Source organism: Bacillus sp. CR71 (genome assembly GCF_003429245.1).
In the GTDB taxonomy this organism is placed as follows: domain Bacteria; phylum Bacillota; class Bacilli; order Bacillales; family Bacillaceae_G; genus Bacillus_A; species Bacillus_A thuringiensis_S.
Window position 1 is genome coordinate 2,278,027 of record NZ_CP031748.1, and the last position, 14,027, is coordinate 2,292,053.

The following is a 14,027-nucleotide window of genomic DNA, read 5'->3' on the forward strand; positions in this document are numbered from 1 at the left end:
CCCTGATTGATACTTGATAATATGCAAAGAAAATATAGTGTTAAATTGACCTTAATTACTATCTTACAACAAATGGTGGGAAATAGCAAGTGCTGGTAATACCACTGAGTAATCTGGGTGATAATAGTAAAGGCACAAAGGCACCTCTTTTATTTATATATTATTCCTAATTTGGATTTATTCCAAACAAAAATCATTTATATGAAAAAATAAGTTTAAATAAAAGGCTAAATATTATTTTAATATTGCTGATGAGTACCATAATTAGGAGGATAGAATATTGCAAAATAAACAATTTAAAATAATTGAAGCAGCAAAAGAAGGAAGAAGAAAAGTTCATCCTGTTTTTGCTGTCATACTCGCGATTATATTTTTAACTTTAGGTGAATTATTTATGTTGTTTATGCTGATTTTACCGAAAGCAGAAACAACTTTTATGAAGGCGATTTATAGCGACATTGAGATGATATTAACGTTTGGCGGCGCAATATTTTTTGTGTTTTTATGGATTAGATTTGTAGAGAAAAGATCATTTTCATCCATTGGTTTTTGGAGAAATCAATGGATAAGAAAATATTTGAGAGGTACATTAATAGGATTTGTTTTCATTTCAATACCAGTAATTTTACTCCTATTAGCAGGAGTTGTAACATTACAAATACAAAAAATTACAGTAACCGCTATATTGGGTATTGTAGGTTCTTTAGTTGCATTTTTAATACAAGGGGCAACGGAAGAAATTATTGTACGAGGTTGGTTATTCCCGGTTCTTTCTGTTAGAAGTCGTATATGGGTTGGGATTGTTGTGACATCTTTCTTATTTGGTTTTCTTCATTTACTTAATCCAGGTATTACAATTCTTTCAATATCGAATATAATATTAGATGGTGTATTTGCAGCTTTTTACGTTTTAAAAGACAGTAGTCTGTGGGGGATTTGCGCATGGCATTCCATTTGGAATTGGGCACAATATAACGTCTACGGTTTTGCAGTTAGCGGGATGACCATATATTCAACTCCGCTATTTAAACCTGCAACAAATGGCCCCGAATTCCTTCATGGAGGCACGTTCGGAATTGAAGGTAGTATCATTACAACAATCATGCTCACTGTCGCTTCAATTGTTTTATGGAGAAAGTTATGGGGAAGAAAAGCGAAACAACGAAATTTTAGTTAATGAAAGAGGGAGAAACTATGGGGATAATAGCATTTGAGGGAGCAAGCGCTGTTGGTAAAAGTACCACGTGCCGTGAATTAGAAAAGAATTATGGTGCTTATATAATACCTGAAGTCAATTCTTTATTTGAAAGGCCAAAAAATGAACATAGAACATGGTATTTTGAAAAACAAGTTGAGCGCTGGAATATAGCTGTTCAGAAGTCAGAGCAATATGAATTAGTAATACTCGATGGCGATATATATCAGCCACTTAGTTATAATTGGTGTTTTCATTTTGATCTATTTAATCAGCCATTATCTTTAATAGAAAATTTTTATAAAGAAAAGATGATAAATAGGGAAATTGGTTTTCCGGATCAATATTTTTATTTATATACGAACGATGAAGAACTTAGAAAGCGGAAAGTATCTGATGAAACGAAAAGAAGGAGAAACTTTGAAAAACATTTACATATATCAAAATCGTTTCAGTGTTATTATGAAAATTTAAATTCTGTTACAGATGGGTATTGTAAATTAATTGAGGCGAAAAGTGTAAAATCGAATGAAATAGAAATTGTAAAGAATTTAAACAGTTTAAATGTTTGTGAAGAAAGACGTTTTGATGTTTCGAGGTTAGATGCTATTACGAAGTGGTTAAAAGAAAATCGTGCATAAAGTAAAAACAACGAGTGTTATTTATCGCGCTCGTTGTTTTTTGTTTCTTTATAAATATAAAGGGAAAATTTGTAGAATATTTTCAATATTTAACAGAATAATCTTTCAATTTTAAAGAAAAAGAAATACAATATGAGGAAGTATATATAAATAATATGATAGGGGATGGGATGCGATATTTTGAATGAAGGAACAGTTTTTATATAAGAAGTAATTAGGTAGTAAGAACAGAGATATTTGGGAGGAAACAAGCGCGATGAAAACACTATTTAAAATAATAGGTATTCTAGCTGGTATGGCGGTAATTGGAGTAGGTTTAACATATGGTATGCTGTATTATTTAAATAATAGTAAACCAGCTGCGAAAAAGGCATCACCAGCTGCTCCAGCAGTAGAAGTATTAGCTGATAGTAATGTAAAAGCAGAAGATGCAAAGCTTTTAGAAAATGGCAATTATTCATTGCCGAATAGTGGTTTTAATAAAAATTTTAAATGGACAGATGAGAACATACAGACAGCATTACATGAAATGGCACATCAAAAAGCGAAAGCTGATCAAAAGTGGGGCTATATTTTTATTACACAAGAGCGGATTGAAAGCTTAATTGATATTGTAAAGAGTAATGATCTTGTACAGGGAAGTACATATGTAGAAATTTTAGAACGATGGAAACAAGGAAAATATGAAAAAGTTGATGCAGATCACAATAAGATTTGGAAATTACAAAGCGGGAATTTAGGAGAAGGAAAAGGAGTAATGTCGGAAGCTGAGCAAAAAGAATTAATTAATCAAGTGTTTATGAACAAAGGTACATATTCAGGTAGTAAATTAATTGCAGGCGGGGGACAGACTAATAAATAGTATACTAATTAATGAAAAAGAGTAATTGCTTATTAGGCAATTACTCTTTTTATATGTACGTCTTAATATTTTAGTCTCGTTCAAGTAAGGAAAGAAACGACTGTAATACCGGGGAAATCCATCTGGATTTATGATAGATTACATGACTTTGAATAATGGTTGGAGTTTCGATAGGCTGAAAACATAGTTGTTCTTTTTGGCAACTTTCTTGTACAACGATATAAGGAAGAATTGAAATGCCTAATTCACACATAACGGATTGTTTAATGACTTCAACATTGGAAGTTTCAAATGTTTTAGCTGGAATATTTCCACTTTGACGTAAAAAACGATCTACCATTGGCCTATAGCCGCAGCTTTGTTCTGTAAAAATGAACTGGGTGTCCTGTAATAACTGGAATGGATTTGCGTGTGCAGCGGAATAAGCTGGTAAAATCCATCCAAATGTTTCATTACTAAAAGTACGCGTAATAAAATCATTATGTTCTATACTTTCTCCAATTATGAAGACAACGTCTGTTTCTCCTTCACGTAATTTTTGTAATGCTTGTTCATTTGTGTTTGTTTCAAGTACGATATTTACTTTCGGATTTTTCTGTTTGTAAGTACGTAATAATTGTGGTAATCGGTATACCGCTAATGATTCATTAGATGTAATACTTAATGTACCTTCTAAATAATCTGTATTTTGGGGGATTTCTTGCGCTTTTTCATATATTGCAAGTAATTCTAATGCATAAGGATGAAATTGATGACCTGCTTTTGTAAGTAGCACTTTTTTCCCTAACCGATCGAAAAGAGGAATATGTAAATCGTTCTCTAAAGCTTTCATATGTGCTGTAACAGTAGATTGCGCATAACCTAGCGCATGAGCAGCTTTAGAAAAATTACCATACTTCACAATGGCGCAAAATGTTTTAACATGTCTCATTTCCATAAGCGATCCCTCTTTTATTATCATGATTTGTGAATGATTATATCATGTATTTTAATTTTCCAAATGATTAAATTCCGTATAAAATAAAATTGTGGAAATATTCATTCAAGTGATATTGGAGGAGAAAAGATGATCAAAAAGGGCTATCATGTAGCTGTTGTTGGGGCTACAGGTGCGGTAGGGCAAAAAATTATTGAACTGTTAGAGAATGAAATGAAGTTTAATATAGTTGAAGTTACATTGCTTTCATCAAAACGATCCGCCGGTAAGAAAGTAAGATTCAAAGGACGAGAGATAATTATACAAGAGGCAAAAACAACTAGCTTTGAAGGTGTAGATATTGCCTTTTTTAGTGCTGGGGGAGAAGTATCTAGACAATTTGTAACTCATGCAGTTTCTAGTGGTGCGATTGTAATTGATAACACAAGTGAGTACCGAATGGCACAAGGTGTACCGCTCGTTGTTCCGGAAGTGAATGCGCATACTTTAGAGCGGCATAAAGGTATTATTGCAGTTCCAAATTGTTCAGCATTACAGATGGTAACTGCACTTCAGCCGATTCGAAAATCATTCGGTTTAGAAAGAATTATCGTTTCAACATATCAAGCTGTATCGGGTTCTGGCATTCATGCGATTCATGAATTACAAGAGCAGGCTAAGTCTATGCTTGCTGGTAAAGAAGTGAAAAGTGATATATTACCGGCGAAAAAAGATAAAAAACATTATCCAATAGCGTTTAATGTACTGCCTCAAGTAGATATATTTACAGACAATGATTTTACTTTTGAAGAAGTAAAGATGATTCAAGAAACGAAGAAAATATTAGAAGATGAAAACTTGAAAATGGCAGCTACTTGTGTACGTGTTCCAGTCGTATCTGGGCATTCAGAATCGGTTTATATAGAACTGGAAAAAGAAGCAACCGTTGCGGAAATTAAGGAAGTATTAATGGATGCACCAGGTGTTATTTTGCAGGATAACCCTAGTGAACAGCTGTATCCAATGCCATTATATGCAGAAGGGAAAATAGATACATTTGTCGGAAGAATACGTAAAGATCCTGATACGCCAAACGGATTCCACCTCTGGATTGTTTCCGATAATTTATTGAAAGGTGCGGCTTGGAATTCAGTTCAAATCGCAGAGACTTTAGTGGAAAGGGGGATACTTTAATATAGTTTGAAAAATTGGGGAATCGTTAATGATTTCCCGGTTTTTACTCATTGAAAGTTGGAGGAAGTATGCCGTTTTCTGAGGTGAATGTGAACTTTAAAAATAAAACTTATACTGACTTTTGGAGGGAAGATAAGAATAAATTGATGCCTAAAAGATAAATGGGATAAGATGGTAATATAAAGAGTGCATATACACTGGAGGGATTACCAATGCTAAAAGTTATGTTACCATTTGTTCTTATCTTTTTTCTTGTTATTGCGATGTATATTGCTTATCAAAAGAGAAAAAAATCCGAGATAAAAGGATTGAAAAGTGCGCTAACTTCTATTTGTTTCTTTTCACTCGCAATATTAAATATGTTTGCATATTGGTTTCATTTTGGCGGTGTTTTTACTTGGTTATTTTCAATTGTATTATTGCTAGTTGGTGCATATTTTACAAAATATATTCCAATATCTAAAAAGGTACATTAAAATTTATAAGAGTTTACATGCAATGTTTACTTTTTTGAAAAGAGATTATTCTACTAGATCGTTGTGAAACGATTTCATAGGACAATCTCTTTTGTTTAGTTTTGGAAAGAACGTACTGTGATTTGTAGTTGCTCAATAAATTCTCGAGTGGCAGCACACATATATTTATCTTTTCTATAAATAAGCCCTATTTCAATTATTGGAGTAGGGTTTTCTATTTTAATAGCTTGAATGTTTTTATTTTGTAAAAAGTCTATATATGGTTGTGGTAACACTGTAATTCCCATGCCTTTAGAAACCATTTGGATTAAAGATTCCATCGTACTAATTTCTAAAATTGGTCTTGGTCTAAAGTTGAATTTTTGACAATGAGATGTAATTAGTTCGGTTAAAAAGAAATTTTTAGGTAAAAGAATTAAAGGGTAGTTCTGTAGTTCAGTAATAGATACATGATTACGTTTAGCTAATCGATGACCAGTTGGCACGACCAATGTAAGGTCGCTTTTGTATAGAGGGATGGAGATAATTTCTTTATCTTGCACCGGGAGAAATGTAATGCCGATATCTAGTTCGTTTTGTAATAATTTTTCACGAATATCTCCTGTACGAAGCCCTAATACAGAAAGCTCTATATTGGGATATAAATTATTGAAATTTAAAATAGCTGGTGGTAGTAAATAATTTACGACGGTTAACAAAGCCCCTATTGTTAAGGAACCTTGCTGTAATCCGTTTAGGTCTTGAAGGGCTGAACGAGCTTGTTCGACTTCATGAAAAATGGTTTTACAATGTGATAATAAAATCTTCCCTGCTTCAGTTAAAGATATTTTTTTACCAATTCGATCGAAAAGTGGCATTCCTACTTCATGCTCTAATGCACGTATTTGTTGACTTAGTGAAGGCTGTGAAATATTTAATTTCTCAGCTGCTTTTGTGAAATGTAATTCTTTTGAAACAGCTAAAAAGTATTCAAGTTGTCGTAATTCGATTGAAATCACCTCAAGTATAATAATAGGTTATACCTATCATTATTATATAAATAATTGAATTGAACAATGATTTTAGAGGTTTTATAATCATCTTTATATAGCAGAGAGGGTTGTAAAAATTAATCGAGAGAAAATACATGTAACACCTTTAAAGGAGGAAATAGAATGGCTAATGAATATCGATTATTATCTTTAAATATAGGATTACCAAAAGAGGTTACATACGGCGGAAAAGTAATTCATACAGGCATAAATAAGAAACAAGTAAAGGAACCGGTATATTTATCCTTTGTAAAGTTTAATGGAGATGGACAGGCGGACTTAGTTCATCATGGAGGAGTAGATAAAGCAGTTTGTGTTTATACTGGTGATCACTATCCATACTGGGAACAAGAATTGAATCAAGATCTTGTATATGGGGCTTTTGGAGAAAATATAACAGTTAGTGGTATGCGCGAAGAGGATGTTTGTATTGGTGATACGTTTGAGCTAGGACAGGCAATCGTACAGGTAACACAACCAAGGCAACCTTGTTTTAAATTAGCAAAAAAATATAATATTCCAAAGTTACCACTATATTTTCAAGAAACAGGATATACAGGATTCTATTTTCGCGTATTAAAAGAAGGATGGGTATCATCAGTCGATACATTAAAAAGACTACAGTCTGATCCAAAAGGTGTTTCAGTAGCGTTTGCTAACCGTATCATGCACAAGGAAAAACAAAATATTGAAGGGATAAAAAGGATATTAGAAGTAAATGCACTTTCAAGTAGTTGGAGAAAGTCTTTTGAAAAGCGTATAAGTGGAGAAGAAATTAATACGAAGGAAAGACTTGAAGGGATAAAAGACTAAAAATATTTTATTATAAATAGTGTATTTCTATTAGTAAAAGCTAATTAGAAAGCGCTATTTTTATATAATAAACTAATTAATATCCAAAAATCTTAATATTGTTTTATTCGACTTATTTTCAAATAGTCAAAACATAAAATTAATTAGACTTTTTTTTTATGTTTTATGATAGTATATTGATTGGTAAGACCTCTATTTTTAAGAGTAGGTCATATAAGTATATCTAATTTAATGGAATTTAACATTTGGAGGTACAACATGGGGAATGTTGAAAAAATGGCAAGTCTTCTAATAGAAGAACCGAAAAGAGAGCAGTTATTTCCTTTATTTGAAGAAGTGTTTGAAATTACAACTCAAACATTGAATGATTTTTCGGATAAAGGGTATTGGGATGATACATATAAAGCTTTATCATTTTTACAAGAAGATAAAGTGATTGCAAATGTTGCGGCATTTTCACTCCCATTATTAATTAATGGAGAAAAAATAAATGCGGCGGGTATTCAATCAGTAATGACACATCCTAATTTCCGTAGACAAGGGCTAATGAAACAATTAATGGGTAAAATGATAGAAGAAATCGATAAGAAATGTGAATGTACATTATTGTTTACGGAAAACCCTGAACTATATACAGCGTTTGGATTTAAAGTTGTGCAGGAATATTTGATGACTATACCATACGATAAAAACAATAATAACGATTCACTACTTAAAAAATTAGATTACTATAATGTAGAGAATAGACAGTTAATACATGAAACTATTGATAGTGGCCAAAGACTTTCAAATAATTTTTCAACTTTAAATTTCCGTCCTTCATTTTATTTGAATATGTATGACTCGGAATGGAATGAGAAATTGTATTATTCAGAGAAACTAGATGCTTTAATCGTTTATGAAGTAGACAATGAAAAGTTGAAATTATTTGGAGTATTTGCGCCAGTACTTCCGGTTTTAGATGAAATATGTGGAGAAATCAATGAAAGGTTTACGGAAATCGAATTTTATTTTTCTCCAGATCAATTAGGGATTGAGGATGTACAGTTTACAGAATTACAGTCTAGTAAGTATTTAATGGTTCGAAGTGATAAAGAGTTAGATTTTAAAGGTTATAAATTCCCAGTATTAGCGGAGTTTTAAATGTCTATATAAATGCTTTATATATCGTATATACCAGAACGTATTGAGCAACTCACTATAATGAATGTACCTGAATACTATAAGATTAATGACAATCATGCGTTTATTGTCCGTTCGAAAGCAGAAACTGATTTTTGGCTTAAAACACATTATGGTTTTGAAGTAATGAATGGTCATGTATTTTATAATGAGATGATGACAGACTTTCAAGCTGAAGTTCAGTTACGTATGAATCCAAATTCAAAATTCGATCAAGCAGGTCTTTTTGTTATGATTTCGGAGAACTGTTGGCTAAAAACATCTTTAGAATATATCCCTGAAGGGCCATCTCACTTAGGTGCTGTCGTAACGAATAATGGATATTCTGACTGGTCAACGCAAGATTATCCAACTGAAGAAGCTAAGCAACAAATTCGTTTTCGAATTATTCGAAAACGTGGTGATTATACAATATATGTGAAAAAGAGCCATCAATGGGAACAAATAAGAATCACTCATTTAATGGAGGATATAGGGAATGAGCCTATTAAAATAGGTTTTTACACGTGTAGTCCTTCTAAAAATAAGGGATTTGAGACTGAGTTTTTAAATTTTACAATTGAAGAAATATAGATGAAAAACCGTATTCTTTTCAGTAAGAATGCGGTTTTTGTATTTACATAATATAAAGCACATTTATTGACCAGAAAGTCATTAATGCTTATCATTTAATAATGTTAAATATTAATTTACATAATATAATAGAAGTAATGAAGAAATTACAAAATATATCGCTTAAATAAGGAGGGATATGAATTATTCAGTGGTAATTTCATGGGAAAAGGAGATTATGTATGAAATCATTTCGTAAGTTATTACAGTATTTAAAACCATACATGTTCTTCGCTATTATTGGACCGCTATTTATGGTACTTGAGGTTGCGATGGACTTAATTCAACCGACTATTATGCAACATATCATTGATGTTGGGATTGCAAATCGGGATTTAAATTATGTAATAAAAATGGGGCTTCTTATGATAGGGGCAGCAGCACTCGGTTTAGTTGGAGGGCTTGGGTGTATGATGTATTCTACAAAAGCAGCTGTTAATTTCGCTACAGACATAAGAAAAGATGTGTTTGCGAAAATAGAAACATTTTCTAGTAATAATCGTGATTCATTTGGAACAGGTAAATTATTAACGATTGTGACGAATGATATCACTTCTATTCAATCGGCAATGACGATGACATTACGTGTTCTCGTTCGTGGCCCACTGTTATTTATCGGAAGTATAATTATTGTTTTTGTAACAGCGCGAGAGTTATTTCCAATATTACTTGTAGTTGTTCCAATTTTATTACTTGCAATTATTTTAATTGCAAGTAAAGCAAGTGGTACATTTAAAAAGGTGCAAGAGGCATTAGATAAAGTGAATACAAAGTTACAAGAAAATTTATCTGGTGTGCGTGTTATAAAAGCGTATGTAAGACAAAAATATGAAATCGCTCAATTTGGAAATGTAAATACAAATTTAACGAAGATAAATATTCGAGCTGTGCAACTTATTTCTTTAATGATGCCAATCATTATGCTAGTTGTAAGTGGCGGGATTGTTGCAACATTATGGATTGGTGGAGAAAAAGTATTCAGTGGAACACTTCAAGTAGGAGCGATTTTGGCATTTATTAATTACTTGAATATCATTTTAATGTCACTTATGTCGATTAGCATGGTATTTATTCAAATTGCGCGAGCTTTTCCATCTGCGGATCGTGTAAAGCAAGTGTTAAATACTGAAGTTGATATTATAAGCGAAGCGAATGCGATTGAACCTGAGAAAATCGAGGGGAATATAGAATTTAAAAATGTTAGTTATAGCTATACGAAAAATAATGAATATGTTTTAAAAGATATTTCGTTTAGCATACAAAAAGGTGAAAAAGTAGGGATTATTGGATCGACTGGAAGTGGTAAATCAACCTTAGCGAAACTGTTACCACGTCTATATGATGTGGATCAAGGTGAAATATGTATAGATGGAATAGATGTTAAAACATATGATTTGCAAAAACTCCGTGCTTCAATAGGCTTTGTACCTCAGAAGGCGTTGTTGTTCTCAGGTAGTATAGAAGAGAATTTACGTTATGGTAAAGAAGATGCAACACACGATGAGCTGGAAGTAGCAACTGCATCAGCTTGTGCGACTGAGTTTATCAATAAGCTGGAAGAATCTTATCAATATAATTTAACACAAGGTGCAACAAATCTATCAGGTGGACAAAAACAACGTGTATCAATTGCAAGAGCACTTGTGAGAAAACCACCGATTCTAATATTAGATGATTCTACATCAGCAGTTGATGCGAAATCAGAGGCTACTATTCAAACAGCTTTAAAAACAAAATATAAAGGCACAACGACTTTATTAATTGCGTCCAAAATTTCTTCCATAATGGATGCGGATAAAATACTTGTATTAGATAATGGTGAATTAGTTGGTAATGGTACACATGAACAATTGTTAGAACAAAGTGAGGTTTATCAGGAAATTTATCTTTCCCAAGGTGGTAATTTGTATAAAGAAGGTGGGGAAGAACATGCGTAATTTTCAAGGACAATTTGCTAATAAAGGTAGAAGAAACACGCCAAAGATGGGAAAAGCTAAAAATGCTCAAGGAACTGTAATGCGGATATGGAATTATATGGGCTATCAAAAAGCTGCTCTTATGTTTGTTATATTTCTAGTAGTTGTTACTACATTACTTGGATTATTAGGTCCATATTTTATGGGAGTCATTATAGATCAATATATTGTACCGAAAGATTTAAGTGGTACAGCAAGAATGTGTATGTTACTTATCGCGATTTATGGTGTAACGGTACTTTTAACATGGTTACAAACGTTTGTCATGATTAACGTTGCATTAAAAACAATTCAAAAAATACGACAAGATATTTTTGAGAAAATCCAAACGCTTTCTTTACGGTTCTTTGATGTACGTTCTCAAGGTGATTTAATGAGCCGTGTGACAAATGATATAGATAATTTGAACCAAGCTTTGACACAAAGTGTTGTACAAATTATTTCATCAGCGTTAACTTTTATAGGTGTAACGATTGCGATGTTCGCCTTAAATTGGATTTTAGCAATTGTAACTTTAATTACAGTACCTATTATGTTTTACGTTACAAAAAAACTAGTTGCATATAGTGGTAAAAACTTTGCGAAGCGTCAAAAAGATTTAGGTGAATTAAATGGATTTATTGAGGAAGCAATTACAGGTGCGGATGTTACAACGTTGTACGGAAAAGAAAAAGAAACTGTACAAAATTTCAATAAAATTAATGAACAGCTAAGAGTTTCAGCTACGAAGGCTGATACATTTTCAGCTTTTATTTTTCCAAGTATGAACTTTATTAATAACTTAGGTATGGGGCTTGTCATTGGGACTGGATCAGTTATGGTCTTAAACGGAATGACAACAGTAGGTGTTATTGCGGCTTTTATTAATTATTCTCGTCAATTCTCAAGACCGTTAAGTCAATTTGCGACTTTAATGAATACAATTCAAGCAGCAGTTGCTGGTGGAGAACGTGTTTTTGAGATTATGGATGAGGTACCAGAAATTCAAAATAAAAAAGACGCATTTGTTGTACAAAATTTACAAGGGCATGTTGTACTTGAGAATGTTTCATTTGGCTACGCAGAAAATAAAACGATTTTAAAAGAAGTAAGTCTTAAAGCGCAGCCAGGAGAGACAATTGCTTTAGTTGGTCCGACTGGATCAGGGAAAACAACAATCATTAATTTGTTAACTCGTTTTTACGATATACAGCAAGGACAAATTCATATTGATGGAAAAGGTATAAAAGATTATGATATTAATTCTTTACGAAGTAAAATAGGAGTAGTTTTACAGGATACGTATTTATTTGCAGGCTCGATTATGGATAATATCCGTTATGGACGCTTAGATGCTAGTGATGAAGAAGTCATCACTGCAGCTAAGGCAGCATCTGCACATTCTTTTATTAAGCATTTGCCAAATCAATATGAAACAGAAATTGCTTCAGAAGGATCGAATTTAAGTCAAGGACAAAAACAACTTCTTGCGATTGCACGAGCAATTTTAGCAGATGCAGATATATTAATTCTCGACGAAGCGACATCTAATATTGACACAAGAACAGAATTACAAATACAAGCAGGACTAAATAATTTAATGAGAGGTCGCACAAGTTTTGTGATCGCTCATCGACTTAAAACAATTGAAAAGGCAGATCAAATCCTTGTTATAAAAGATGGAAATATTTTAGAAAGAGGGAATCATGAATCTCTCATGGAAGATAAAGGATTCTATTTTGATTTGTATACGAGTCAGTTTAAAATATAGTAAAAGCATTGATATGTTGCGGTTTCTCTTGAGAGGAGAAACCGCATTTTTTTATATTTGAAAATATTATTATTCTAATGGTCTTTCACTACATATTTTAACAGCATCCTCCTGCATTCCAGGCAAAACATGTGAATAGCGATTTAATGTTATGAACATATCTTTATGACTGAAGTGTTCTAGATGTATACCTTGTTTCAAAAGTAGCGGACCATGTGTATAACGTAAATCATAAAATCGAACTTTAAAAATTGGGATTTAAATAAAAAGAGCGCAGTATAGCGCTCTGAGACAAACTATATATTTAGAGAGAAATCAAGATAATATATGGATATTGTTTGAGAATGTTGTAGGTTTTAATTAAAAATAAAGCACACATATAAGTGTGCTTTTATGAACGCTTTAGATTTGTATGACTATATAGTCAACATACAATAAAATATGCTTGTTTAATATAAATGTGTGTCAAATCTATAAAAATATATTTTAGTGTGTATAAGGAACATTAAATGTTAGTTAGCCAAGTCTTTTGTTTTTATCCCGCTATTTGCCGGGCAGTAAGGCCCCCACCTCAAAATTCAGTGGAAGCAAAGAAGTTAGGTGAGGGCTGATTAAAGTTTCACTTTATTAACGAATTTGCGCAACTGTTAACGCTGCAGAACGAATATCTACTGTACCTATTACTTCAACGGGGACAATTTGAATTACATCACCAGGGTTTAAGTTAATTAGAATGACACCACTTGATACATCGACTTCACCAGTTCCGATAATATTAGAACGGACTGCGGTTCCGGATCCTGCAATAACATTAGTCGATGAATTTAATGTCAAGAAAAAGCGCGCTGCTTCCGGGGCTACCGGAACGTTATCAAGGCTAATTGTTAATGTATAGCTAATTTGATAAATACCAGCTATCTGAATTTTAATACCAGTTCCAGTACTAATTGTATCATTGATTACAGGGACAGTAATGTTAGGATTTGGGCCTGTACTAGGTAATAGTAGTGGTGTAAATAATGTTGCAAATTGAGGTGAAGTAGCATTGAAGGCAAAACCTAGGGCAGGTAGTGTACTAGGTGCTTGTGCTTCACAATTAAAATTAGCGAATTTACGAATTGATGAGCGCATATTTTCACTCCTTTCTTGTATTTAGATTGCGTGAGTATTAACTTCACGTTTTGGACAATCATAATACAATATATGAAAATTTATAGTAGATAGTGCACAAGCGTTACTATTACGGATAAAGCTATAAATAATATATGGAAAAAGCAGTTAGCTAAATTAGCTAACTGCTTAGTAGGTTCTCTAAGAGCAAATAGGAGAAGAATTATTGTGCCATATAAAAGGTCACTATAGATAAGTGCTCTTTTTGT

General features: G+C 32.6%; 13 protein-coding genes and 1 pseudogene. 11 read left to right on the top strand and 3 right to left on the bottom strand.

Going from position 1 to position 14,027, the window contains the following annotated elements; translation table 11 throughout:
• The first annotated feature begins 280 nt into the window (after positions 1-280).
• From DOS87_RS11660 to DOS87_RS11670, 3 genes are all read left to right on the top strand, one after another.
• Entirely contained in the window at positions 281-1,177 is an 897-nt protein-coding gene (locus tag DOS87_RS11660) for a CPBP family intramembrane glutamic endopeptidase (RefSeq protein WP_098578423.1), read from the top strand.
• Positions 1,177-1,836: a nucleoside/nucleotide kinase family protein gene (locus DOS87_RS11665; protein ID WP_003309476.1), complete on the top strand. Its 660-nt coding sequence runs from the start codon at positions 1,177-1,179 to the stop codon at positions 1,834-1,836. Before DOS87_RS11660 ends, DOS87_RS11665 begins: the two co-directional genes overlap by 1 nt.
• Before the next feature lie 256 nt (positions 1,837-2,092).
• The gene (locus DOS87_RS11670; RefSeq protein WP_000853597.1) at positions 2,093-2,698 is read left to right on the top strand and encodes a PRK06770 family protein; all 606 of its coding nucleotides are present in this window, start codon (positions 2,093-2,095) and stop codon (positions 2,696-2,698) included.
• A gap of 70 nt (positions 2,699-2,768) precedes the next feature.
• Here DOS87_RS11670 and DOS87_RS11675 read toward each other — a convergent pair whose 3' ends face one another.
• Complete coding sequence (locus tag DOS87_RS11675; protein ID WP_000425889.1) at positions 2,769-3,635, bottom strand: LysR family transcriptional regulator; 867 nt, start codon at positions 3,633-3,635, stop codon at positions 2,769-2,771.
• Between the two features lie 129 nt (positions 3,636-3,764).
• Here DOS87_RS11675 and DOS87_RS11680 point away from each other — a divergent pair, with 129 nt between their 5' ends.
• The 3 genes and pseudogenes from DOS87_RS11680 (at position 3,765) to DOS87_RS11690 (ending at position 5,284) form a co-directional block, all read left to right on the top strand.
• Entirely contained in the window at positions 3,765-4,808 is a 1,044-nt protein-coding gene (locus DOS87_RS11680; protein ID WP_000591707.1) for an aspartate-semialdehyde dehydrogenase, read from the top strand.
• Positions 4,809-4,849: 41 nt separating this feature from the next.
• A pseudogene (locus DOS87_RS11685) lies at positions 4,850-4,969 on the top strand (choloylglycine hydrolase); the annotation flags it as partial.
• 51 nt (positions 4,970-5,020) lie between these two features.
• Entirely contained in the window at positions 5,021-5,284 is a 264-nt protein-coding gene (locus DOS87_RS11690; RefSeq protein WP_000921855.1) for a hypothetical protein, read from the top strand.
• Between the two features lie 95 nt (positions 5,285-5,379).
• Here DOS87_RS11690 and DOS87_RS11695 read toward each other — a convergent pair whose 3' ends face one another.
• Positions 5,380-6,282 carry a LysR family transcriptional regulator gene (locus DOS87_RS11695; RefSeq protein WP_000623400.1) on the bottom strand — a complete coding sequence of 301 codons (903 nt, stop codon included), beginning with the start codon at positions 6,280-6,282 and terminating at the stop codon, positions 5,380-5,382.
• Between the two features lie 156 nt (positions 6,283-6,438).
• Between DOS87_RS11695 and DOS87_RS11700 the strand changes: the two genes are divergently transcribed.
• The 5 genes from DOS87_RS11700 (at position 6,439) to DOS87_RS11720 (ending at position 12,648) form a co-directional block, all read left to right on the top strand.
• On the top strand, positions 6,439-7,128 hold the full coding sequence (locus tag DOS87_RS11700; RefSeq protein WP_001263005.1) for an MOSC domain-containing protein: 690 nt from the start codon (positions 6,439-6,441) through the stop codon (positions 7,126-7,128).
• A gap of 258 nt (positions 7,129-7,386) precedes the next feature.
• The gene (locus DOS87_RS11705; RefSeq protein WP_000528683.1) at positions 7,387-8,271 is read left to right on the top strand and encodes a GNAT family N-acetyltransferase; all 885 of its coding nucleotides are present in this window, start codon (positions 7,387-7,389) and stop codon (positions 8,269-8,271) included.
• A gap of 12 nt (positions 8,272-8,283) precedes the next feature.
• The gene (locus DOS87_RS11710; protein ID WP_000965798.1) at positions 8,284-8,883 is read left to right on the top strand and encodes a DUF1349 domain-containing protein; all 600 of its coding nucleotides are present in this window, start codon (positions 8,284-8,286) and stop codon (positions 8,881-8,883) included.
• Positions 8,884-9,104: 221 nt separating this feature from the next.
• The gene (locus DOS87_RS11715; protein ID WP_000834778.1) at positions 9,105-10,859 is read left to right on the top strand and encodes an ABC transporter ATP-binding protein; all 1,755 of its coding nucleotides are present in this window, start codon (positions 9,105-9,107) and stop codon (positions 10,857-10,859) included.
• Complete coding sequence (locus DOS87_RS11720) at positions 10,852-12,648, top strand: ABC transporter ATP-binding protein (RefSeq protein ID WP_097981669.1); 1,797 nt, start codon at positions 10,852-10,854, stop codon at positions 12,646-12,648. Before DOS87_RS11715 ends, DOS87_RS11720 begins: the two co-directional genes overlap by 8 nt.
• Before the next feature lie 627 nt (positions 12,649-13,275).
• Here the strand turns inward: DOS87_RS11720 and exsF are convergent.
• A complete protein-coding gene (exsF, locus tag DOS87_RS11725; protein ID WP_001257874.1) occupies positions 13,276-13,779 on the bottom strand; it encodes an exosporium protein ExsF in 504 nt (167 codons plus the stop codon).
• Positions 13,780-14,027 lie beyond the last annotated feature (248 nt).